20 protein-coding genes are annotated in these 21797 nt (G+C 72.1%); 7 read left to right on the top strand and 13 right to left on the bottom strand.

Annotated elements, in window-relative coordinates:
- Nucleotides 1–16: 16 nt before the first annotated feature.
- Nucleotides 17–2059, bottom strand: coding sequence for a DUF5107 domain-containing protein (locus tag LNW72_RS31340; protein WP_250978433.1), 2043 nt, complete (start codon nt 2057–2059; stop codon nt 17–19).
- 127 nt (nt 2060–2186) lie between these two features.
- On the bottom strand, nt 2187–2363 hold the full coding sequence (locus LNW72_RS31335; protein WP_250978432.1) for a hypothetical protein: 177 nt from the start codon (nt 2361–2363) through the stop codon (nt 2187–2189).
- Between LNW72_RS31335 and LNW72_RS31330 the strand changes: the two genes are divergently transcribed.
- Nucleotides 2362–2775: an ankyrin repeat domain-containing protein gene (locus tag LNW72_RS31330; RefSeq protein WP_250978431.1), complete on the top strand. Its 414-nt coding sequence runs from the start codon at nt 2362–2364 to the stop codon at nt 2773–2775. The two genes, LNW72_RS31335 and LNW72_RS31330, sit on opposite strands and share 2 nt — an antisense overlap.
- 96 nt (nt 2776–2871) lie before the next feature.
- Here LNW72_RS31330 and alc read toward each other — a convergent pair whose 3' ends face one another.
- The 4 genes from alc to LNW72_RS31310 all read right to left on the bottom strand — a co-directional run bounded on the left by alc (nt 2872) and on the right by LNW72_RS31310 (nt 6840).
- Nucleotides 2872–4020 carry an allantoicase gene (alc, locus tag LNW72_RS31325; RefSeq protein WP_250980393.1) on the bottom strand — a complete coding sequence of 383 codons (1149 nt, stop codon included), beginning with the start codon at nt 4018–4020 and terminating at the stop codon, nt 2872–2874.
- Between the two features lie 78 nt (nt 4021–4098).
- Nucleotides 4099–5022, bottom strand: coding sequence for a LysR family transcriptional regulator (locus LNW72_RS31320; protein WP_250978430.1), 924 nt, complete (start codon nt 5020–5022; stop codon nt 4099–4101).
- Between the two features lie 43 nt (nt 5023–5065).
- Complete coding sequence (locus tag LNW72_RS31315; protein WP_250978429.1) at nt 5066–6478, bottom strand: DEAD/DEAH box helicase; 1413 nt, start codon at nt 6476–6478, stop codon at nt 5066–5068.
- Nucleotides 6479–6636: 158 nt separating this feature from the next.
- Nucleotides 6637–6840, bottom strand: a complete 204-nt coding sequence (locus LNW72_RS31310) for a cold-shock protein (RefSeq protein WP_069779708.1) — start codon at nt 6838–6840, stop codon at nt 6637–6639.
- Nucleotides 6841–7184: 344 nt separating this feature from the next.
- Here LNW72_RS31310 and LNW72_RS31305 point away from each other — a divergent pair, with 344 nt between their 5' ends.
- Complete coding sequence (locus tag LNW72_RS31305) at nt 7185–8219, top strand: esterase family protein (protein WP_250978428.1); 1035 nt, start codon at nt 7185–7187, stop codon at nt 8217–8219.
- 16 nt (nt 8220–8235) lie between these two features.
- On the opposite strand, the gene LNW72_RS31300 is transcribed toward LNW72_RS31305, so the two are convergent.
- The gene (locus LNW72_RS31300; protein WP_198359525.1) at nt 8236–9198 is read right to left on the bottom strand and encodes a helix-turn-helix domain-containing protein; all 963 of its coding nucleotides are present in this window, start codon (nt 9196–9198) and stop codon (nt 8236–8238) included.
- Nucleotides 9199–9295: 97 nt separating this feature from the next.
- On the opposite strand from LNW72_RS31300, the gene LNW72_RS31295 reads away from it, so the two are divergent.
- Both LNW72_RS31295 and LNW72_RS31290 read left to right on the top strand, forming a co-directional pair.
- A complete protein-coding gene (locus LNW72_RS31295) occupies nt 9296–13489 on the top strand; it encodes a S8 family serine peptidase (protein WP_285369840.1) in 4194 nt (1397 codons plus the stop codon).
- A 115-nt stretch (nt 13490–13604) separates the two neighbouring features.
- Entirely contained in the window at nt 13605–14084 is a 480-nt protein-coding gene (locus LNW72_RS31290) for a macro domain-containing protein (protein ID WP_250978427.1), read from the top strand.
- Nucleotides 14085–14104: 20 nt separating this feature from the next.
- Here LNW72_RS31290 and ligD read toward each other — a convergent pair whose 3' ends face one another.
- The gene (gene ligD / locus LNW72_RS31285) at nt 14105–15109 is read right to left on the bottom strand and encodes a non-homologous end-joining DNA ligase (RefSeq protein ID WP_250978426.1); all 1005 of its coding nucleotides are present in this window, start codon (nt 15107–15109) and stop codon (nt 14105–14107) included.
- 93 nt (nt 15110–15202) lie between these two features.
- Between ligD and LNW72_RS31280 the strand changes: the two genes are divergently transcribed.
- A complete protein-coding gene (locus LNW72_RS31280) occupies nt 15203–16270 on the top strand; it encodes an ATP-dependent DNA ligase (protein ID WP_250978425.1) in 1068 nt (355 codons plus the stop codon).
- Nucleotides 16271–16310: 40 nt separating this feature from the next.
- On the opposite strand, the gene LNW72_RS31275 is transcribed toward LNW72_RS31280, so the two are convergent.
- On the bottom strand, nt 16311–17108 hold the full coding sequence (locus tag LNW72_RS31275) for an exodeoxyribonuclease III (RefSeq protein WP_250978424.1): 798 nt from the start codon (nt 17106–17108) through the stop codon (nt 16311–16313).
- A 133-nt stretch (nt 17109–17241) separates the two neighbouring features.
- Between LNW72_RS31275 and LNW72_RS31270 the strand changes: the two genes are divergently transcribed.
- The gene (locus tag LNW72_RS31270; protein WP_250978423.1) at nt 17242–17739 is read left to right on the top strand and encodes a GNAT family N-acetyltransferase; all 498 of its coding nucleotides are present in this window, start codon (nt 17242–17244) and stop codon (nt 17737–17739) included.
- A 63-nt stretch (nt 17740–17802) separates the two neighbouring features.
- Here LNW72_RS31270 and LNW72_RS31265 read toward each other — a convergent pair whose 3' ends face one another.
- The 3 genes from LNW72_RS31265 to LNW72_RS31255 all read right to left on the bottom strand — a co-directional run bounded on the left by LNW72_RS31265 (nt 17803) and on the right by LNW72_RS31255 (nt 19676).
- Entirely contained in the window at nt 17803–18039 is a 237-nt protein-coding gene (locus tag LNW72_RS31265) for a DUF1049 domain-containing protein (RefSeq protein WP_250978422.1), read from the bottom strand.
- 6 nt (nt 18040–18045) lie between these two features.
- Nucleotides 18046–19002, bottom strand: a complete 957-nt coding sequence (locus LNW72_RS31260) for a helix-turn-helix transcriptional regulator (protein ID WP_250978421.1) — start codon at nt 19000–19002, stop codon at nt 18046–18048.
- Nucleotides 19003–19178: 176 nt separating this feature from the next.
- Nucleotides 19179–19676, bottom strand: a complete 498-nt coding sequence (locus tag LNW72_RS31255; RefSeq protein ID WP_250978420.1) for a hypothetical protein — start codon at nt 19674–19676, stop codon at nt 19179–19181.
- A 110-nt stretch (nt 19677–19786) separates the two neighbouring features.
- On the opposite strand from LNW72_RS31255, the gene LNW72_RS31250 reads away from it, so the two are divergent.
- On the top strand, nt 19787–20311 hold the full coding sequence (locus LNW72_RS31250) for a DinB family protein (protein WP_250978419.1): 525 nt from the start codon (nt 19787–19789) through the stop codon (nt 20309–20311).
- Here the strand turns inward: LNW72_RS31250 and LNW72_RS31245 are convergent.
- Complete coding sequence (locus LNW72_RS31245) at nt 20298–21734, bottom strand: glycosyltransferase family 87 protein (protein WP_250978418.1); 1437 nt, start codon at nt 21732–21734, stop codon at nt 20298–20300. The genes LNW72_RS31250 and LNW72_RS31245 overlap by 14 nt on opposite strands.
- Nucleotides 21735–21797: the final 63 nt, after the last annotated feature.

The raw sequence follows: 21797 nt of genomic DNA, 5'->3' as shown, positions 1-21797 counted from the left end.
CGGTGTGTTCGCGCCGTCAGAGCTCCGCCGCCGGACGCATCCGGTAGTCGTACGCCTCCGGCAGCGGGTGCTCGGCGCGCGCCCGCTGCCTGATGTCGGCGGTCACCGGGCCGTCGCCGGCGATCAGCCGTTCCGCGATGGTGTACCAGGTGTCGCTGAGCGACTCCTCGGCCTCGCGGAGGTCGTCGACGACGAAACCCGCGTCGAAGATCGCCCGCGCGGCCGGCACATCGCCCTGGGCGAGCCGCACCTGTGCCTCCAGCAGCCGGAACCGCCCGCGCCCGGTCTCACCCGGCACATGTTCGGCGAGGACGAACGCCGCGTCGTCGGCGCGGCCCACCGCGAGGAGCGCGGTGACCGCCTCCCGGGCGAGCCCGACCGAGACTGCCCACCAGGCGTCGTCGTCGAGCACCTCGTAGTGCGCGATGTCCGAGGCGCCCAGGAAGCGGTCCGCGGCCCGTTCGAGGTGGCCGTCCTCCTGGTCGGCGACGGCCAGACAGCGCAGCACCGGCCAGGTCTCGTGCTGCGCGGCGGAGCGTTCCCAGCTCCTGATGGCCTGGGCGCGGTCGCCCGCGTGCCACTGGGCGACGCCGAGGAAGTAGTCCCGGTACCACTCGTTCCCGTCGTAGGTGTCCGCGGCCTCCAGGAGTTCGCGCCACTCCGGTGCCACGAGCGCGGGGCCGGGCGGCGCGTCCGCCACCGGTCGCGGGAACATGCCGGCGACCAGCAGCTCCAGCCAGGGCTTCTGCTGCGCGCCCAGCGTCGCGGGATCGAACGGCGTGCCCGGCAGCGCGAACCGGGCCCGCTCGACCTCGAGCGCTCCCCAGCCCGAGCCGGTGGCGATGACGTCCTTCGGCTCGGTGTCCGCGTGCGGCAGCCATGCGGCGTAGGCGGCGTCGACGTCCGCGCGCGGCAGGACGCTCTCCAGCCGGTCCTCCACCGCGGCGCGGGCGGCGCTCCAGTCGTCGCCGTGGACGGCGGCCGGGTCGGCGGCGAGCGGACCGTAGGCCTCCAGCCAGGAGAACTCCGCGCCCGCCTCCATCGGTATGTGCTCCAGCTGGGTACGGGCCAGGCCCGCCTGGATCTCCAGATAGCCGCCGGTGCCCGGCTCGGTGAGCCACTGCTGCCAGCGCCGGCCGCCGCGCCCGCTGCCCCAGAGGAAGAGCTTGCGGCCGCGCAGCCGGTCGGTGGAGGTCTGGACGAGGCCCTGCCCGGCATCGTCGAGGGCGGTGACCCAGCGGCGGTTGCCGTCCGCTACTTCGTAGAAGTAGTCGGCAGGGTGCTCGGACCGGGTCGGGTACGTGACGTCCGTACCGTCCCATTCGGGGACCGGTACGCGCCGCAGGGAGCGGGCGTAGCCGAAGTGCCACGCCTCGTCGGCGGGGGCCAGTACGCGGGTGCCGTCGGTCTCCGGGACGGCGATGTTGGACCACCAGTAGACCGGCACGGTGCGGTGGTGCGGGTTGCGGATCCGGACGCCCACGTATAGGAAGTCGGAGTCCGCCGGCAGCCACATGTCGATCTGGAACGGCAGGTCGCGCAGCCGCTCCCACTCCCACAGCCGCAGCATCTCGCCGCCGTCGGGGGCGGGTACGCGGGCGGCGTGCAGGGGCGCGCAGGTGAGGGTGGTGTGCCCGGTCGCCCCGAGGTTCCACTCGACGCCGCCGGAGAACCAGGCTCCGGCCAGCCCGAAGTCGGCCGGCTGGACGACGGGGTTCCGGTAGAGCAGCTCACGGCCGGTGGACTTCTGCACGAGCGAGTGCAGCCGGCCGCCGAGGCCGGGCAGGACGGTGGCACGTACCCGGTCGTTCTCGATGACGACGGCCTCGAACCCGGCGGGGGCGCGCTCGCGGCCGTACCCGTCGAGGAGCCGTACCGGCAGGACGGAGTGCAGCGGCGCGTAACCGACCTGGCGTGCCATGTCGGCCGGGAGTCCGGCGCGTTCGCGCGGATCGAGCTGGTGCACCTCGTCGAGGGCGCGCAGCGCGGGCAGCGGGTTCTCGGGGCCGATCGGGGCAGCCGGGATGGTCACAGCGATACGTCGCACGGTCGTAGCCAAGGCCACCTCATCCAGTCACGCGGGGCCGCCGGGGAACAGGCGGCCGTCTGATGACCATGGAACAGGGTTACGGCGCCGCTGAACAGGCCCTGCCTCGGTCAGGGTTGGGCAAAGCCCACGCAATCGGTCAGAAGATCGGCTGCCCGGGACCGTCCTCGACCGTCCCGGCAGCCTTCCCGGCAGCCTTCCCGGCGGGCTTCCCGGCGGCCTTCCCGGACGGTCCGGCGGACGTCCCGGACCGTCCGGAAACCGGCGCGTTCCACGACAGGCCGTGCACGGTGATCGCCACGTAGGGTGTTCGCATGACGGATGCGAACCCCGACACCGAGCCCGCGCACGACCCCGAGGTGCTGCAGTTGGCCGGCCAGGTCTTCGACCTCGCCCGTGAGGGCGGCACGGCGACCCTCGCCGCGTATGTGGACGCGGGCGTCCCCGCGAATCTCACCAATGACCGGGGCGACACGCTGCTCATGCTCGCCGCCTACCACGGGCACGCCGACGCGGTCACCGCCCTGCTACAGCGCGGCGCCGACCCCAACCGGCCCAACGACAAGGGTCAGACCCCCCTGGCCGGAGCGGTCTTCAAGGGCGAGGACGCGGTCGTCCACGCCCTGGTGGCGGGTGGCGCCGATCCGTCCGCCGGCACGCCCAACGCCATCGACACGGCCCGAATGTTCGGCAAGGACGAGCTGCTGAAGCTCTTCGGCGCGCAGTGATCCCCACCGGGATTCCGGCCTGACCAGGCGGTGGCCGTCATGTGCGTGACGGCCACCGCCTCACTGCCTCACTGCCTCGCTACATCGCTACATCGCTCAGCTGATTTCTTCGGTGCGGGTGGTGAGTTGTTCGGCGCCCCGCGCTGTGAGGGAGCCGTGCAGGCGCAGGCGGGAGATGCCACCGTCGGGGAAGATGTCGATCCGCACCCTCGTGGCCGGGACCGGGTTGACCAGGAAACGGTGCACCGTGTCGGGCTGGAGCTTGGTCCGCGGCAGCAGCTGCGTCCACTCGTCCGACCCGTCGTCCTGCACGAACAACGCCGCCCAGCCCGCCGAGTTCCCCTTCAGATACGCGGTATCGATCTCCACCGCCCGCACCACACCCTGCGCCACCAGGCGGTACTGCACCCAGTCATTGCCCTTGTCCCGGCGACGACGCGTCTCCCACCCGTCATCCATCTTCCGCGACCGCCCCGGAAGGATCGTGTTGACCGGCGAGGAGTAGAAGCGATCCGACGCGTCCTCCACCGTCCCACCGTTCTCCAACGCCACCAGGTCGAACGTGCCCAGCTCCGCCAGCCACCCCGGATCCGGCGCCACCTCCCCATACACCCGCAACCGGGCCACACCACCATCCGGGTGCTGGTTCAACCGCAGATGCGTGAACCGACGATCCACCTCCACCACGAAGCCGTTCGCCGCATGACCACCCACCGCAGTACGCGGCACGATCGTCGTCCACTCCACACCCTCGGCCAGCAGATCCTCCGGCGACGCCGACAACGAGTGCGCCGTCGCCTCGATCGACACGGACTGCGGGTAGTTGCCCCGGAAATGCGCGGTGTCCACCACGATCCCCCGGATCACACCCGGCGCACCCAACCGGATCAGCGCCCAGTCATGATCCGCGTCCACCGGGTGCGGGGTGTCGGTGCCGGTGCCCCGGCGGCGGCGGGTCTCCCAACCGTCCATGATCTTGCCCTTGTGCCCGAAGTGCTCCGGATCGAAATGCGCCGGCTCCGGGATCAGCAGATTCTCCCGCTCCGCGAAGAACTCATCATTCGCCGCGATCACCCCCGCACCCAACCGCCGATCCGCCAAATCCACCAGATCCGTGAACGGCAACTCCACACGACGGTAATCCCCATACGGATCACCCCCACCGAACGGCCGCGCATCACCGGTGAAAGAAGTCGAGGAGGAGGCGGAGGAAGGGGTGCCGGAAGGCGTCCTTGATGTCGTCATGCCTCTACTGTGAGCCGACGACACCGTTCACGTCCATCGAAAGTTTCTGAACCATACTTTCAGTTGAACTGAACGTTCTCAGTCGGCGTCCACCGGCACCGCGGGCTCCTCCGCCACCTGGCGCAGCACCCGGATCACCCGCCGCAGCAGCGGCCCCTCCTCGGATCCGCTCCGCACCACACCCACCACATGGCGGCGCGGCCGGTCGGCGTCCAGCGGGCGGATCGCGACGTGCTGCCGCTCCCCCACCGTCGCCATCCGGGGCACCAGCGCGACACCGAGGTCCGCGGCGACCATGGCGAGGATCGCCGACCAGTCGGTCGCCGCGTGCGCCTGTTCCGGGACGAAACCCGCGTCGGCGCAGGCCGCCAGGGTGATCTCCCGCCAGGGGCCGCTGCTGCCGAAGATCCACGGTTCCTGCGCGAGGTTCGCCAGCCGCAGGCCGGGCCGGGCCGCCCAGGAGTGGCCGGCGGGCAGGGCCACGTCGAGCGGATCGGTGAGCAGCGCGATCCGGTGAAAGCGTGGGTCCCGCGCCGAGGGCGCGTGCACCGCCAGCGTCACGGCGAGATCCACGTCGCCGCCCGCCAGTTGCTCGTAGACCTCGGCGGCCTCGGCCTGCCGGACCGACAGGGTGATGCGGGGGAAGTCCTGGCGCAGCAGCCGGGACGCGGGGACGACCAGCCGGGTGATGGCCGTGGCGATGGCACCGACGCGGACCTCGCCGGCCTCGCCCTGCGTGTAGCCCTCCAGCTCGGCTCCGGCGCGCTCCAACTGGGCGAAGACGACGTCGGCGTGGCGCAGCAGGACGTGGGCGGCGCCGGTCAGCCGGACGCCCCGGCCCTGTGCCTCGATCACCGGGGTGCCGGCCTGCTTGGAGAGCGCGGACAGCTGCTGCGAGACGGCCGACGGCGTCATCCGCAGTGCGGCGGCCGCCGCGGTGACCGTCCCGGTCTCCTGCAGAGCCCGGAGGATCTGCAGTTTCCTCAAATCCCAGTCCTTCATGAAGGCAGCCTAAACAGCCGGCTGCCGTCATCAGGACACGGACCTACGCGGCGGCGGGCCGCCGGCGCTGCGTGGGGCGGCCACCGCGGCCGCGGCTGCCGTACGAGGTGCGGCGCACGCGTTCGGCCGCCGGGGGTGCCGCGATGACGACCGGCACCCCGGAGGGCTCCTGCGCGCCGGTGATCCGGGCGAGCTCGTCGTCGTCCGCGCTGACCTGGGTGGTCTGCGGGGTGATGCCGGCGTGCGACATCAGGCGCGCCATCTCGCGGCGCTGGTTGGGCAGCACCAGCGTGACGACACTGCCGGACTCACCCGCACGGGCGGTGCGGCCGCCGCGGTGCAGGTAGTCCTTGTGGTCGGTGGGCGGATCCACGTTGACGACGAGGTCCAGGTTGTCGACGTGGATGCCGCGCGCGGCGACGTTGGTCGCGACCAGGACCGTCACGTGTCCGCTCTTGAACTGGTCCAGGGTGCGGTTGCGCTGCGGCTGCGACTTGCCGCCGTGCAGCGCGGCGGCCCGGACCCCGCTGGCCAGCAGGTCCCGGGTCAGCAGGTCGACGGCGTGCTTGGTGTCCAGGAACATCAGCACCCGGCCCTCGCGGGCGGCGATGCGCCGCGTCGTGGCCTGCTTGTCCGCGCTGGCCACGTGCAGGACGTGGTGCTCCATCGTGGTGACCGTGTTGGCCGAGGGATCCACCGAATGGACGACGGGATCGGTGAGGAACTGGCGCACCAGCCGGTCGACGTTGCGGTCCAGCGTGGCGGAGAAGAGCATCCGCTGACCGTCCGGGCGCACCTGCGCCAGCAGGGCGGTGACCTGTGGCATGAAGCCCATGTCCGCCATCTGGTCGGCCTCGTCCAGCACGGTGATGGCCACGTGGTCGAGCCGGCAGTCACGGCGTTCGATCAGGTCCTTGAGCCGTCCGGGCGTCGCGACGACGACCTCGGCGCCGCCGCGCAGCACGCTGGCCTGGCGGCCGATCGACATGCCGCCGACGACGGTGGCCATCCGCAGCCGCAGTGAGCGGGCGTACGGGGTGAGCGCGTCGGTGACCTGCTGGGCCAGCTCGCGGGTCGGCACCAGCACCAGCGCGAGCGGCTGCCGCGGCTCCGCGCGCTTCCCCGCGGTGCGGGCGAGCAGCGCCAGGCCGAAGGCGAGGGTCTTGCCGGAGCCGGTACGTCCACGGCCCAGCAGGTCCCGGCCGGCCAGCGAGTTCGGCAGCGTCGCGCCCTGGATGGGGAACGGGACCGTCACACCTTCGTGGGTGAGCGTGTCGAGCAGCTCGGACGGCATGTCCAGGTCCGCGAACGACTCGACCGGGGGAAGGGACGGCGTGGTGCTGACGGGGAGGGCGAACTCACCCGGCGCCGCCATGGGGCGGCGGCGCGGCGCGGACTGGCTGCGGGAATACGACGGGCGATTGCGCGCGGGAACGGAGCCGGAGGAGCGGTACAAAAGAAGGCCTTCCTCGGAACGGCACGTGTCCGGGAAGACTCCGCAAAATGAAAACCGGGCGAAGAATCGCAAAAACGAGCCAAAGCAATACCGGAAAAAAACGAATTGGGGCCCGCACCCTCAGGTGCGGGCCCCAACTACGTGGTGCGCGTCAAACGTCAGGCGGGAACGATGTTCTCGGCCTGCGGGCCCTTCTGGCCCTGCGTGACGTCGAAGGTCACCTTCTGACCTTCCTGGAGCTCACGGAAGCCCTGGGTGGCGATGTTCGAGTAGTGGGCGAAGACGTCAGCGCCGCCACCGTCCTGCTCGATGAAGCCGAAACCCTTTTCCGCGTTGAACCACTTCACGGTGCCAGAAGCCATGTCAATCTCCTCAATAGGTGCAGAGCCGGAAATCTGCACTGCGCAGATTCCTCGTCGCCGCATTGTGCCCATCCGGAGATGACCGGTAAAAACAAGAGTGCGCCTGAGGGTTACATCCCGTCAGGCGCACACAAAGTTCATGGGTACCAAAACTGCAACTGGGATCAAGGTAGCACGGCTGCTGCCCGTATGGGGGTTTCCCCGGTGTCTCCCGGAGTGGCGCGGGAAGCCTCGCGCGTAGACCGCGCGCGCGGCGCGCGCGTCGCGCGGGAACCAAAGCGTGCGAGCTGCTCTCCTAGAAGGTGCCTTTCGTCCTCGATCTCGCGTTCGGAGCATTTCCCACCATGGATCCGCGTTCCCGGCGTCACCGCCCCCTGGTCCTGCCCGTAGCCGCCGCGCTGCTCGCGCTCGCCGCTCTCGCCGGCTGCGGCTCCTCCGGCGACGGGGGCTCCGCCCCGGCGAACGACCACCTCTCGACCGACGCCGGGAAAGGCGACGGCAAGGGCGGACCGCGGACGCCGACCGCCGCGCCGACGCCGTCGAAGGTGCTGCTGCCGACCGGACCGAAGGCGGAGCTCAAGCTGGCGCGGTCGACGAAGGCCGGCCCGATCATGGTCACCTCGGTGCGCGGGGCGAAGTCCGGCGTCACCGGGAAGGTCTGGGTGTGGCTGCCTCCGGAGTACAGCGACCCGAAGTACGCGGCCTACGGCTTCCCCGTCGTGATGATGTACGCGGGCGGCCAGAGCAACGGCTACAACACCTGGACCGACCCCCAGCTCCCGATCCAGGAGGCCGACGTCAAGCTGAGCCGGCAGGGCAAGGCCCATCCGTTCATCATGATCATGCCGGTCCAGAACTTCAATTCCCACGAGAACGCGGCCCTGGACTGCAGCGACATCCCCGGCCAGCCCAAGATGGGCACCTGGATGGCCAAGGACGTCCCCGACTTCGTGAAGGCGAACTTCCGCACCCTGCGCAGCCGCGACGGCTGGGGCGTCATGGGCGCGTCCACCGGCGGATTCTGCAGCGCGAAGCTCGCCCTCCAGCACCCCGACGTCTTCAGTGCCGCCATCCCGATGGACGCCTACTTCGACCCGGACTCCCGCCTCTGGCGGGGTCACGAGGCCGACCGCCTCGCCAACAGCCCCAACACCCTCATCAAGCAGGGCAAGGCCGACGTCAGCATCCTCGCCACCGCGGGCAGCGGCGAGTCGTACGAGACCAACCTGGTCAAGAACTGGGTGAAGAAGGCCGTCGCCCCCGTCAGGATCGAGTACTACGAGCTCCCAGGGGGCCGGCACTACACCTCCGACTTCAAGAAGCTCATCCCCCGCGCCCTGACCTGGTTCACCGGCAAACTCGCCGGCCCGACCGCGTAGGACGCACGGCGCGCCCTCACAGCCAGCCGCGGCGGGCGGCTATCGCGCCGGCCTGGAAGCGGTTGGCGGCGCCCAGGAGGTCGTGGAGGCGGCTGATGCGGCGGCGCATGGTGCGGACGGACCAGCCGAGCTGGCGGGCTATCGCCTCGTCCTTGAGGCCGCTGACCAGGAGCGTGAGGACCAGGCGGTCCTCCTCGTCGAGGGGGTCGTCGGCGGGGGCGTTCAGCGGCAGCGCCTGCTTCCAGCACATCTCCCAGTAGTCGGTGAGGGCGTCGAGCAGGGTGGACGGCCGGATCACCGCGGCACGGACGTCGTTCAGGTCGAGGGAGAGCGGCATCAGGGCGAGCCTGCGGTCCGCGATGGCGAGTTTGATGCGCAGCCCGGGCAGGACCCTGGCCTGTTCGCCGTGCCGGACCAGCTCACGGATGTCGTCGAGGACGCCCGGCCACTCCAGCGCCTCGGGGGCGTAGACCGCCCGGTACCGGACGCCGCGGCCGAGCGCCGTGGCCTCCACCGGGTTGGAGGTGGTCAGGGCGTACGGCGGCCGGTCCAGGGTCATGACGTCCTCGCGGGCCTCCTGCTGGAGGCGGACGAACCAGCGGCCGAGGGCCTCGCTGCCGGTGGTGATCTCCACCTCGTCCTCGTCGGTCGCGCCGGTGCGCGCGGCGGCGAAGAGCCGGGACAGCTCGGCGGCGGCCGAGCGGACCCGTTCCAGGTCGTTGCTCCTGGCCCGCACCAGCGCCTCGACCGCGGCCCCCGGCTCGATCGCGGCGTACCGGCGGCGGGCGCCGGCGAGCCGGCCGACCAGCCCGTGGTCGCGGAGCCGGTCCAGCGCCCGGGCGACCCGCTCGGCCGAACAGCCGAGGTCAGCGGCGAGTTCGGCCGGAGCCGCCGTACGCCGGGTCAGGACGGCGCGGTAGACGCTCTCGTCGAACGGATCGATGCCTGCCGCCGTGAGTTCCGGCGTCTCGGGAGTCATGGACGGATGGTGGCCCAGTTGTGCCAGCGGCAGCAATGGGCCACGAAGATTCATTGTGCGGCAAGTGCCCATACCACTAGGACCTTTACGTATGGCAATGAACTCACGAAGATCGCGTCATGCCGGTCTCGCCGCCGTCGTACTCGCCGGCACGTTGGCGGCGATACCGGGTGCCGCCACCGCGTCCACGCCCGACCCGTCGCAACGAGTGATCGTCGAACTGTCCGGGAACGCCGCGGTCACCGCCGCGCCCGGTGGCTCGCTGCTGTCCGCCGAGGCCGCTTCCGGCGTCGGTGCCGCCCGCCGCGCGCTGGACGCCCGGCAGGAGACCTTCCTCGGCTCGGCGAAGAACGCCGGGCTGCATCCCTCCTCGACCCGCAAGCTCGGTCTGCTCATCGACGCCGTCGCGATGACGGTGCCGGGGTCCGAGGTGGCGCGGCTGGCGAAGCTGCCGGGCGTCACCGCCGTCCTGCCCGACACCCGGGTGCTGGCGAAGACGGATGTGAGCGTGCCGCTGATCGGCGCGCCCGACGTGTGGCAGCGCAAGGACGCCGCCGGCAGCCGCGTCACCGGCAAGGGGACCACCGTCGCGATCCTGGACAGCGGGGTGGACTACACCCACCCCGATCTGGGCGGCGGACTCGGCAAGGGCCACAAGGTCGTCGGCGGGCACGACTTCGTCAACGGTGACGAGGACCCGATGGACGACAACGGCCACGGCACCCACGTCGCCGGCATCATCGCGGGGAAGGCCGCCGAGAAGGGCGGCATCACCGGCGTGGCGCCCGACGCGAACCTGCTGGCCTACAAGGTGATGGACGCCGAAGGCGCCGGCTACACGTCGGACATCATCGCCGGGATCGAGGCGGCGTCCGATCCGGCCAACCCGCACCGTGCCGATGTCATCAACATGAGCCTCGGCGGCCCCGGAGACGGCACCGACCCGCTGGGCCTGGCCGCGACCGCGGCCGTACGGGCCGGTGTGGTCGTGGTGGCCGCGGCCGGCAACGACGGCCCCGGCCTGGGTACGGTCAGCAGTCCCGGCACGGCCGACGGGGTGATCTCGGTCGGCGCGTCGACCAGCAACCTCCGGCTGCCCAGCGCGTATCTGGCCGGCAAGAAGCCCGAGTTGATCCAGACCTACCGCGGCATCCTGTCCGCGAACCCGCCGGTGCGCCCCGTCACCGCGCAGCTCGTCGACGTCGGCGAGGGCACGGCGGAGGACTGGGAGCGGGTCGGCGACGTCCGCGGGAAGATCGTGCGGGCCCAGTTCCTCGTCGCCTCCGACGTCCAGGACCTGTCGGGCAGCGCCGTGGAGTGGGCGCAGGAAGCGGAGAAGCGCGGCGCGCTCGCCGTGCTGGCCGGCCTGCCCACCAACGACGGCCCGGTGTTCGCCGCCGGAACGCCCGGGGCGGGCGTGGCCCAGGTGCCGTCCTCGCCCGCGCGGATCGACGCCTCCGGCGACTCGTTGCGCATGGACCACCTGGTGGTCATGGGCATCGACGCGACCCAGTACACGGAGTTGAGCTCCCGGCTCGCCGCCGGGAAGGTCTCGGTGACGCTGCGCGGCACCGACACCACCGACCAGATCGCCTCGTTCTCGTCCCGCGGCCCCACGCAGAGCTTCGGCCTCAAGCCCGATCTGGTCGCGCCCGGTGTGGAGATCCGCTCCACCATCCCCAAGTCGCTGTACGGGCCCGGCCAGTACCGCATGTCGGGCACGTCGATGGCGACCCCGCACGTCGCCGGCGCCGCGGCCCTGCTGCGCCAGCTGCACCCGGGCCAGGCGCCCGCCGAGGTGAAGGCCGCGCTGGTCGGCACCGCGAAGCCGCTGCGCGACAGCGGAACCACGGCGCAGGGCTCGGGCCGGCTCGATGTGGCCGCGGCCGCCTCGGCCACGGTCAGCGCCTCACCGGCGTCCGTGTCCTTCGGACTCGCCGACCTGTCCCGGCGTGACGTCGGCGGCACCGCGAAGGTGACGCTGCGGAACTCTGGCAACCGGCCGGTCACGACCACGCTCAGGACCGACGGGCCGGCCACGGTCTCGCCGAAGCGGGTCACCGTACCCGCCGGAGGGACCGCGACCGTCACGGTCTCGCTGCGCGTCGACCGTCCGTCCGGCAACACCGAGATCAGCGGCCGCCTCACGGCGACTCCGGACCGGGGACCGGCGATCGGGGTGCCCTATCTGCTCGCCGTCCGGTACCTGGCGGTCCAGGCCGCGCCCGACCCGAGCGACGGTCACTCGACCGTGCACATCGCCCCGCCGACCCGGCTGGCCGCACCGCCGGTCGTCACGGTCACCCCGCCGCGCGGCAAGGCCGTCGACGTCGCCTCCCGCCTCGACCCCGCCACCGGCTACTACCAGGCCGAGGTGACCGGCAGCGTGGCCGGCGCCTACCGGGTCTCGGTGCGCGGCACCGCCGGCTCCGGGCAGCGCCTCATCGGCTCCAGTGCCTTCGAGGTGACCCCGGTCGACACCCGTAAGGACCGTTGGGAGCCGGTCGGTCCCAACAGCGAGGCCGGCTGGGTCGCCCTCTCGCCGAACCGGCCGGGACAGGCCGTGCTCACCCAGTACCAGAAGGCCGCTCCCTGGCTGACCACCGACAACGGCGCCACCTGGCGCCAGTTGAGCCGGCTGCCGGTCGCGGACGGCACAGGACCGCTCCTGGTCGACGCGAAGAATCCGGACCGCTGGTGGTACGCCGTGAACAGCGTTCACGACTTCAGCCGGCAGGGCGCCATCCTGCGCACCGACGACAACGGGCGGACCTGGCGCAAGCTCGGCGTCCCGGACACCCGCATCACGGCGTTCACCGCCGATGAGCAGACCCGCACGCTGGTCGCGGTCGCCTCCGGCTCGCTGCTGGTCAGCACCGACGCGGGTGAGCACTGGACCACGTACCCGACGGGCGTCACTGGCGACGTCACCAGCGCCACCGTCACCGGTGACACCCTCTACATGACGACGCCCCGCGGCGTCTGGGCCCGTTCCGGCATCGGCTCGGGCAACCCCGGCGAGGCACGCCGGCTGTTCGACTCGGTCGACAAGAACGTCGGCGGGCTGGCCGCCGACTCCTCGGTCCTGGCCGTGTACGTCCTGGGCACCGGAGTCGTCGGTTCCCACGACGGCGGGAAGACCTGGTCCACGTTGCTGCCCATGGCGGAGGGCGGCCTCGGCCTGACCGTCTCGGGCGGCGACCTGTACCTGAGCACGCTGACCGGCAGCGGCCGGCTCAGCCACGACCACGGACGGACGTGGACCACGGTCGCGGCGCCGGCGCGCGCGGCGGTACCGATGGACTACGACCGCTGGAGCGATGGTTCCGTCTCCGTCTCCATGGAGCAGGACGGCCTCTACCGGGGTGCCGCGAACGGCACCGGATACCGGCGGATCGGCGTCCAGGGACTGACCGTCAACGATCTCGCGATCACCGGCGGCCATCTGCTGGCCGCCACCGACAGCGCGATCTACCGCACCGCCCTTCCCGTCGCGAGCCCCGAATGGGGCCAGTCCGGTGGTGAGGGCAGGGTCGGCGTCAGGGTCTCGCAGCTCGCGGTCTCGGCCAAGGAGCCGAACGTGATCTGGAAGGTCCGGCGCACCGCGGTCGGAACGTTCGTCGTCCAGCGCAGCGCCGACGCGGGCGCCACCTGGGAGGTGCGCGGCACGTCGTCGGAGGTGCCGACCGCGCTCCTGGTCGACCCCGCCGACCCGAAGCGGGTGATGGTGAGCTTCCGGAGCCTGCTGGGCCAGGGGCTGTTCGCCACCGCTGACGGCGGCGCGACGTGGAAGAACCTCTTCCACGAGCGTTCCTTCGACACCATCGTGGGCGATCCCGCCGATCCGCTGCGGCTGTGGCTCGGCAACTCCGCCGGCCTCTACCGCTCGGACGACGGCGGAGTCACCGTCACCAAGGTCGCCGACGGCCCGGTGGCCGCGATCGACCTCGACGGCAAGCGTCTCGTCATCGGCGGCGAGAACGTCCGCGTCAGCACCGACGGCGGCCGCACCTTCCGCACCGCGGACACCGGCGCCCTCGCGATCCACGTCTCCGACCTGCTCCGGGTCGGCGACACGCTCTACGCGGCCACCAACCGCTCCGGGGCCAGTGGCCTCCTGCAGGGCGGCCGCGGCGTGCTGCGCAGCACCGACCACGGTCTGAGCTGGCACAACATCTCCACCGGCCTGCAGAACACCGACACCACCCATCTGGCCGCGACCCCCGACGGCCGCACGCTCTACGTCGGCACCACCGACGGCGGCGTCCACCGCCTCAACCTCCACCGCTGACCCCGACCCGCACGAAGGAGCACCACAGCTGAACACAACGGCCCGGCGCCCGGACGGAACCTCGTCCGGACGCCGGGCCGGCTCGTTGTCAGAGGCACCGCTTACGGTGATCGGTATGGGGACGGGGATCGAGTACGTACGGGGAGACGCGACAACGCCGCTGGGCAAGGGGCCCAAGGTGATCGCGCATGTCTGCAACGACCTGGGCGGCTGGGGCAAGGGCTTCGTGCTGGCCGTCTCACGGCGCTGGCCGGAGCCGGAGCGCCAGTACCGGCGCTGGCACCGTGAGCGCGCGGCCAACGACTTCGGGCTCGGAGCCGTGCAGATGGTGCGGGTCGACCGGCTGGTGTGGGTCGCCAACATGGTGGGCCAGCGCGGGATGCGCACCGGCAGCAAGGGCGTCCCGGTGCGCTACGAGGCCATCGACGCGGCGCTGGAGAGACTCGCCGGCGAGGCGGCCGGGCTCGGAGCTTCGGTCCATATGCCGCGGATCGGCTGCGGGCTGGCGGGCGGGCGCTGGGAGCGGATAGAACCGCTGGTCCAGGCGCGGCTCGCGGACCGCGCGGTCGCGGTGACGGTGTACGACCACGACTGAGCGCGGTTCCTGCGTGCCGCTCAGTGCTTGGCGCGGCTCGGCTGTACCCGTTTCGGTTCGCCGGCCATTTTCGGGTGTTCGGGCGGGTAGGGGAGGTCGCCCGCGCCGTGGTCGCGTTCGTCGCGGGCGGCGAGGTCCAGGGCGGGGGTGATGTCGAAGGCGTGGTCGTCCATGTCCGCGTGGAGGTCACCGACCTCCGCGTAGCGGGCCGGCATCGAGACGAGGTCGAAGTCCCGTGGCACGGCGCTGTCCAGCTCGTCCCAGAGCAGTGGCGCGGAGACCGGTGCGTGCGGGAAGGGGCGGACGGAGTAGGCGGAGGCGATCGTGCGGTCGCGGGCCATCTGGTTGTAGTCGACGAAGATCTTCTCGCCGCGCTCCTCCTTCCACCACGCGGTGGTGACCTGCTCGGGCATCCGGCGCTCCAGTTCGCGCGCGATGGCGATGGTCGCCCGGCGGACCTCTACGAAGGTCCACCGGGGCGCGATCGGGATGAAGACGTGCATGCCGCGCCCACCGGAGGTCTTGGGCCAGCCGCGCAGGCCCAGCCCCTCCAGCACATCGCGGAGCCCGTGCGCGGCGCGCACCGCGTCGGCGTAGTCGGTGCCGGGCTGCGGGTCGAGGTCGATGCGCAGTTCGTCGGGGTGGTCGGTGTCCGTGCGGCGCACCGGCCACGGGTGGAAGGTCAGACAGCCGCGGTTGGCGGCCCAGAGCAGTGCGCCGACCTCGGTCGGGCAGGTCTCGTCGGCGAAGCGCCCGCTGGGGAAGGCGATACGGGCCGTCGGGGTCCAGTCCGGGAGGTCCTTCGGGGCGCGCTTCTGGAAGAACGACTCCCCGGCGATGCCCTCGGGGAAGCGCTGCAGCGTCGTCGGGCGGTCGCGCAGCGCCCGCAGGGCGCCCTCGCCGACGGCCAGGTAGTAGTTGGCCAGGTCCAACTTGGTGAGGTTCCGCTCGGGGAAGTACACCTTGTCCGGGTGCGTCAGCCGCACCGTCCGCTCGCCGATCCGCAGCTCCAGCGCTTCTGCCATGCCTCCACGCTAGGACCGCTTCCGGGCGCGCGCCTCCGGGGCCGTGCCGCTCCGCGAGAGGCGCCGGGGCGCGGGCGGCCGCACACTCGGACCATGGAGCTTCCCGTGATGCCGCCGGTCAAGCCGATGCTGGCCAAGGCGGCAGCGCGCATTCCGGCCGGGATGCAGTACGAGGCCAAGTGGGACGGATTCCGCGCTATCGTGCACCGCGACGGTCCCGAGATCGTGATCGGCAGCCGCAACGGAAAACCGCTCACCCGGTACTTCCCCGAGCTGGCGAGCGTGCTGCTGGAGCAGCTGCCGGACCGCTGCGTCGTGGACGGCGAGATCATCATCGTCTCCGGCGACCGGCTGGACTTCGACGCCCTGCAGGAGCGCATCCATCCCGCCGAGTCGCGGATCCGGCTGCTCGCCGAGCGCACGCCCGCCTCCTTCGTCGCCTTCGACCTGCTCGCCCTCGGCGACGCCGCGCTGCTGGACACCCCGCTGCGGGAGCGCCGTACCGCCCTCGAAGAGGCACTGGCGGGGGTCACCGCGCCCGTGCACGTCGCCCCGGTGACGATGGACCTGGCAGTGGCCGAGGAGTGGTTCAGCCGCTTCGAGGGCGCCGGCCTCGACGGCATCGTGGCCAAGTCGCCGGAGCTGCTCTACCGCCCCGACCAGCGGCTGATGGTGAAGGTCAAGCACGAGCGCACCGCCGACTGCGTCCTGGCCGGGTACCGCGAGCACAAGAGCGGGCCCGTCATCGGCTCTCTCCTGCTCGGGCTGTACGACGCGGACGGCCGGCTGCAGCACGTGGGCGCGTGCGCGTCCTTCCCCATGCGCCGCCGCGAGGAGCTGATGGCGGAGCTGGCCCCGCTGCGCATGGCGGAACCGGACGAGCACCCCTGGGCGGCGTGGAAGGACCAGGAGGCGCACGCGACCGACCGGATGCCGGGAGCTCCCAGCCGGTGGAGCGGAGCCAAGAACCTGGAGTGGACGCCGCTGCGGCCCGAGCGGGTGTGCGAGGTCGCCTACGACCACATGCAGGGCGACCGCTTCCGGCACACGACCCAGTTCCGCCGCTGGCGTCCGGACCGTGACCCGGACAGCTGTACGTACGCCCAGCTCGACGAGCCGGTCCGCTACGACCTCGCGAGCGTCCTGGCCTCCACCGGCTGACCCGGTAGGCCCGGCAGGCCCGGCAGGCCCGGCAGGCCGCTCAGTGGTCGAAGACCACCGTCACGGGCGCATGATCGCTCCAGCGCTCGGGGTGCGTCTCGGCCCGCTCCACCACGGCTGACGTGGCCTTCTCCGCGAGGCCTGCCGTGGAGACGTGGTAGTCGATCCGCCAGCCCGCGTCGTTGTCGAAGGCCCGGCCGCGGTAGGACCACCAGGAGTAGGGGCCGGTCGCCTCGGGGTGCAGCCGGCGGACCACGTCGGTGTAGCCGCCCTGCTCGAAGACCTTGCTGAGCCAGGCGCGTTCCTCGGGGAGGAAGCCGGCGCTCTTCCGGTTGGTCTTCCAGTTCTTGAGGTCCGCCTCGCGGTGGGCGATGTTCCAGTCGCCGCAGACGAGCACCTCCCGGCCTTCGGCGGCGGCGCGGATGCGGAGTTCCGAGAGATGGACGAAGAACTCGGCCATGAACCGCTCCTTCTCCGTCTGGCGCTCGGTGCCGACCTCACCGGAGGGCAGATAGAGGCTGGCGACGGTGACCCCCGGAAGATCGATCTCGAGGTAGCGGCCGGAGCTGTCGAACTCGGCGGAGCCGAATCCGATCTGGACGCGGGTGGGCTCGCTGCGGCTGTAGATCGAGACGCCGGCGCGGCCCTTGGCGGCGGCCGGGGCGTGGAAGGCGGACCAGCCGTCCGGCTCGCGGACCTCGTCCGGGAGCTGATCGGCCTCGGCACGTACTTCCTGCAGACAGACCACGTCGGCGGTGGTGGCCGCCAGCCAGGGCAGGAACCCCTTCTTGGCGGCGGCGCGGAGCCCGTTGACATTCACGGTCGTCACAGTCAGCACAGCATGCTCCCGTATTGCGGCTATCGGCGCAGGGCAGCCTACGCGACCGTGACGTGCGCGGATCCGGCACAGGGGCGGGCACGGGAGCGGGCACGGGAGCGGGCCCGCGGGCGTACGCACGTACGATGCCGTGGTGGAGATTCGAATCAGGCGCTACGACCACCCCGACGCGGTCAAGCTCAACGACCGGGTGCAGCTGGAGTACGTCGAGCGGTACGGCGACGGCGATCTGACCCCGATGGACGCCGCCCAGTTCGACCCGCCCCGGGGCCTGTACCTGGTGGGGTACGTGGACGGGGAGCCGGTCGCCAGCGGCGGCTGGCGGGCGCAGGACGAGTCGCCGGAAGGGCACTCGGACGGCGACGCCGAGCTCAAGCGGATGTACGTGGTGGACGAGGCGCGGGGCCGGGGGCTGGCGCGGCGGATACTCGCCGAGCTGGAGACGAGCGCGGCGGCGGCCGGGCGGTCCCGGATGGTCCTGGAGACCGGCACGAAGCAGCCGGAGGCCATCGCGCTGTACGAGTCGTGCGGCTACACCCCGGTGACGAAGTTCGGGCTCTACCGGTACGAGGAGCTCAGCGTGTGCCTGGGCAGGGAGCTCCAGGGGCGCACGCCGGCCGACGGCGCCTGAGCCGGTCCCCGGTCCGAGCCGGTCCCCGGTGAGCCTGAGCCGGTACCGACCCCGACCCCCGCGTCACTTCTTGCGGCGGGAGAAGTAGGCGCCGCAGATTCCGCCGATGACGGCCACCGCGAGGAAGGCGAGCCACAGCGGCATCGTCACCTCGGGAATGATCAGCCGGATCTTGACCTGCCGGGTGTTCTCGAAGATGAACACGAGGCCGAGCACCGCCAGCACGGCCACCACGATCCGGCCCGGCGTGAGCCACTCCCGGCCTGACTTCCTGCTGGACGTCGACTTGTCGGGACTCACAGCGGGTCACCTGCTTTCCGGTCGACTGTCACCCCCTGCGTTCAGCATCGCGGCCTTCGGGTCCCGGGGGGCGGTCGGCTGCTCCGTTCGGGTGACGGCGGTCGGGGTGACGGCGCTTCGGGTGACGGTGCCGAGCAGGCGCAGCGCCGCCTCGGAGGAGGAGCCCGGCTCGGCGCTGTACATCAGCATCCGGTGCCCCGAGTCGTCCGGGACCTGCAGCATCTCGAAGGAGAGCTCCAGCGGTCCGATCGTCGGGTGGTGGAACGCCTTCGCACCGAAGGTGCAGCCGTTCACCGGATGGCGCGACCACAGGGCGGCGAACTCGGGGCTCTTCATCGACAATTCGCCGATCAGCTCGGCCAGCCGCCGGTCCTCGGAGTACTGTCCCGCGGCCAGCCGCAGCGAGGCGACCGCGCGCCGGGCCTCCTCGTCCCAGCGCGGGTACAGCTCGCGGGTGTGCGGGTCGAGGAAGAGCAGCCGCTGCAGGTTGGGGCGGTCGGCGGGGCGCTCGGGGCTCCGCGCGTCGAGGTGCCCCGCGGTCAGCGCGTGCCCCAGCGGATTCCACGCCAGCACCTCGAAGCGCCGGTCCACGACCACGACGGGCACGTCACTCATGGCCGCGATCAGCTGCCGGGTCCCCGGCCTGGCGCTGTCGGGACGCTCGGCCGGGCGGCGTTTGGTGCGGCCGGGGCGCGCCAGGTTGCGCAGGTGCGTGTGCTCGTCCTCGGTGAGGCGCAGCGCGGCGGCGAGGGCGTCGAGCACCCCTTCGGAGGCGTTGTTGCTCTGGCCCTGTTCCAGCCGGGTGTAGTACGCGACGCTCACGCCGGCGAGCTGCGACAGCTCTTCGCGGCGCAGGCCCGGCACCCGGCGCCGGGCGCCGTAGGAGATCAGTCCGACGTCCTCCGGCCGCAGCCGGGCGCGGCGGGTGCGCAGGAATTCACCGAGTTCCGCGGGAGTGTCCATACGGATCAGTCTCCCCCGCCCGCGCGTTCGCAGCCTGTCCCTGTCAGGAGCAGGCAAGGCCGCGGGGTGGGGGGAGGCGCCGGTCCGGCCCCCCGCGGCCGACTGCGTCGGGTACGCCCGCTGCTGCGCCTCAGGTGCGCCCGGTGCGCCGCGTCAGGTGCGCCCACTGCTCCGCGTCAGGTGCGACCTTCGCCGTCCTGGGCCTGCTCCAGCAGGGGCGCGGATTCCATCCAGCGGGCCCGTCGTACGGTGAATCCGGCGCCCTTGTAGGCGTCGCAGACCTGCTTGTCGTCGTCGACGACGAGGCGGATCTCGCCCTTGCGCGCCAGCCGCCGCAGGAGTTCCAGCTTGGTGACGCGGGCCGGCCTGCGGTCGTTGTCGGTCCGCATCCACACCCGGCCCGGCGGCAGCCCATGGCGTTCGAGCCAGGCCGCCGTGTCGCGGCGGCAGCGTTCCGGCCGGCCGGTGACGTACTCGATGTCGCATGCGACGGCGGTTGCCAGCGCCAGTGCCACGCCCTCCTTCAGCGGCGGGTCGTCCACCGCGGCCGCGAAGAAGGCGGCCCAGTCCTTCGGCTGCCGCTCCAGGTGGATCAGCCGGTGCCTGGTGTCGCAGAGGGTGCCGTCCAGGTCGAAGACCGCCAGCGGACGGCTCGGATTTAGTTCATCGTTCACTTTTACCTCCGCGCGGAGGATAACGCCGAGAACCGGGTCCGACCCCCTCCGAGCAGGTCAAGGAGCGATAACGGGGTGCGGACGCCACCTCCCGCCGTCATCATGTGCGGATGACTTGGACCGCACCCGAAGTACCGCGTACCGATCCCCCCATGGTCGCCGATGAGCGCGCCTCGCTGGAGAGCTGGCTCACCTATCACCGCGCGACCCTCCTCACGAAGTGCGCCGGGCTCACCGGCGAGCAGCTGGCGCTGCGCCCGGCGAAGCCGTCGGCGCTGTCGCTGCTCGGGCTCGTACGGCACATGGCGGAAGTGGAACGCTGGTGGTTCCGGACGAATTTCGACGGCCAGTCGGACGTCGGCGACCTCTACTGTCCCGACGACGATCCGGACGGTGACTTCGACCGCGCCGACGGCGCCGCCGCCGAGGCCGACTTCGCGGTGTTCGCCACGGAGTGCGAACTCGCGGACCGGGCCGCCGCGGGACGCTCGCTCGACGAGACGTTCGCCCACCCGCGCCGCGGTGAACCGATCGATCTGCGGTGGGTCTACGTCCACATGATCGAGGAGTACGCGCGGCACAACGGCCACGCCGACCTCCTGCGCGAACTGACGGACGGCGTCACCGGGGAGTGACCCCCGCGCCGGCACCCGCGCCGGCCGAGGCCGACTCCGCCCCGATCGCATCCGCCCCGGCCTGCTCCGGCACGGCCGGTGCCCGGCGCCCGCTCCCCCGCCCCGCCGCGCGGGCCCGCAGCGCCGCCCCGGCCAGCACCGTCACGGCCGCCGTCCCGTAGGACCAGGACTGGAGCCAACTGCCGTGCGCGCCCATCGCGTTGCCGATGTAGAGCACGGTGCCCGCGAGGGGGACGGCGAGCCACTCCCAGCGGCCGTCGAGCGCGACCAGCGCGACCACCAGCAGGGCGTACCAGTAGTAGGAGGGCGAGGTCAGGAGCAGCGCGGTGCCGGTGACGAGCAGCGCGCCGCTCCACGGCCGGTCCTGGTCGCCCCGGCGCATGACGTAGAGGGCCGTCAGCGCGATCAGTACCACCGCGACCGGGGCGGCGACGCCGTCCGGCAGGAACAGCCGCAGCAGCGCGAACCGCCGGACGCTGCCTGATTCGTACCCTTCCTCCTGCAGATAGCCGGGCAGATAGCCGAGGACGCCGAAGCCGGAGGTCAGGATGTACGGCAGATAGGCGAGCGCGATCACCAGAACGGCGGGCAGCAGGACGCGCGCGGCGTCGCGGGGGCCCCGGCGGGCGAGGGCGCCCGGCAGGACGACCGCGGGCAGCAGCTTGACGGCGATGGCCGCGCCGAGCAGCGCGCCGCGGCGCGGCAGGACGGACGTTCCGAGCGCGAGCACGGTCAGCAGCACGCCGAGCGTGTCGACGTGCGCGTCGTTGACGGCGGCGAAGGACACCGCGGGACACCAGGCCCACAGCGCCGCGCGCCGTGGATCACCGCGCCGCCGCAGGACGAGGAGCAGGGCGGCGCTGGTCCCGACGGCCAGCAGCGCGCCCGCGATCTGGGTCGGCTTGTGGCGGGCGCCGTCGGGCGACAGCGCGTGGACGGCGAGGAACCAGCCCTCCGCCACCGGCGGGTAGATGGTGTTCACCGCCGGGCGGTTGATGCGGGTGCAGTCCGCACCCGCCGTACTCAGGTCGGGGAAGGAGCAGTCGGGGCCCGGCGGGAAGAGCCAGCTGTCGCGCAGCCCGGCCAGTTCCGGCGCGGCGGGCGGATGGGCGTACGGGGAGATGCCCGCGGCCTGCACCCGGCCGTCCCAGGCGTAGCGGTACATGTCGCTGCTGGTGCGCGGCGGCCCGCTCAGCGCGGCGAGCGACAGCGCGGCGCTGCCGGCGAGCACCAGGACCACCGCGGCGCGAACGGGCACCTTGCGGACCGCCCATACGGCTCCGGCGAACAGCACCCAGGCCGCCGCGTACCAGTACAGAAGGTGGCGCGGGTGTGCCTCGGAACCTCCTGACCGGATGGTGACGGCGACGACGGCGGTCAGCGCGGCGACGAGGACTGAGGTGCATACGGTGCGGACTCCCACACCGCCCACCGTGGCAGGCGGAGCCGCCCGGCGGGCTCCTGCCGGGCCCCGCGTCCGCATTCC

The organism is Streptomyces sp. RKAG293 (genome assembly GCF_023701745.1).
Taxonomy (GTDB): domain Bacteria; phylum Actinomycetota; class Actinomycetes; order Streptomycetales; family Streptomycetaceae; genus Actinacidiphila.
The sequence above is the reverse complement of the archived record's forward strand: the minus strand, read 5'-3'. Positions and strand labels throughout refer to the sequence as shown.

What these genes read in the sequence shown, in the direction of transcription:
- LNW72_RS31290 (WP_250978427.1), top strand. Translation starts at nt 13,605, where the DNA reads ATGGGGACGGGGATCGAGTACGTACGGGGAGACGCGACAACGCCGCTG.
- LNW72_RS31330 (WP_250978431.1), top strand. Translation starts at nt 2,362, where the DNA reads ATGACGGATGCGAACCCCGACACCGAGCCCGCGCACGACCCCGAGGTG.
- LNW72_RS31300 (WP_198359525.1), bottom strand. Translation starts at nt 9,198, where the DNA reads ATGACTCCCGAGACGCCGGAACTCACGGCGGCAGGCATCGATCCGTTC.
- LNW72_RS31295 (WP_285369840.1), top strand. Translation starts at nt 9,296, where the DNA reads ATGAACTCACGAAGATCGCGTCATGCCGGTCTCGCCGCCGTCGTACTC.
- LNW72_RS31320 (WP_250978430.1), bottom strand. Translation starts at nt 5,022, where the DNA reads ATGAAGGACTGGGATTTGAGGAAACTGCAGATCCTCCGGGCTCTGCAG.
- LNW72_RS31335 (WP_250978432.1), bottom strand. Translation starts at nt 2,363, where the DNA reads ATGCGAACACCCTACGTGGCGATCACCGTGCACGGCCTGTCGTGGAAC.
- alc (WP_250980393.1), bottom strand. Translation starts at nt 4,020, where the DNA reads ATGACGACATCAAGGACGCCTTCCGGCACCCCTTCCTCCGCCTCCTCC.
- LNW72_RS31260 (WP_250978421.1), bottom strand. Translation starts at nt 19,002, where the DNA reads ATGGACACTCCCGCGGAACTCGGTGAATTCCTGCGCACCCGCCGCGCC.
- ligD (WP_250978426.1), bottom strand. Translation starts at nt 15,109, where the DNA reads ATGGCAGAAGCGCTGGAGCTGCGGATCGGCGAGCGGACGGTGCGGCTG.
- LNW72_RS31310 (WP_069779708.1), bottom strand. Translation starts at nt 6,840, where the DNA reads ATGGCTTCTGGCACCGTGAAGTGGTTCAACGCGGAAAAGGGTTTCGGC.
- LNW72_RS31250 (WP_250978419.1), top strand. Translation starts at nt 19,787, where the DNA reads ATGACTTGGACCGCACCCGAAGTACCGCGTACCGATCCCCCCATGGTC.
- LNW72_RS31280 (WP_250978425.1), top strand. Translation starts at nt 15,203, where the DNA reads ATGGAGCTTCCCGTGATGCCGCCGGTCAAGCCGATGCTGGCCAAGGCG.
- LNW72_RS31305 (WP_250978428.1), top strand. Translation starts at nt 7,185, where the DNA reads ATGGATCCGCGTTCCCGGCGTCACCGCCCCCTGGTCCTGCCCGTAGCC.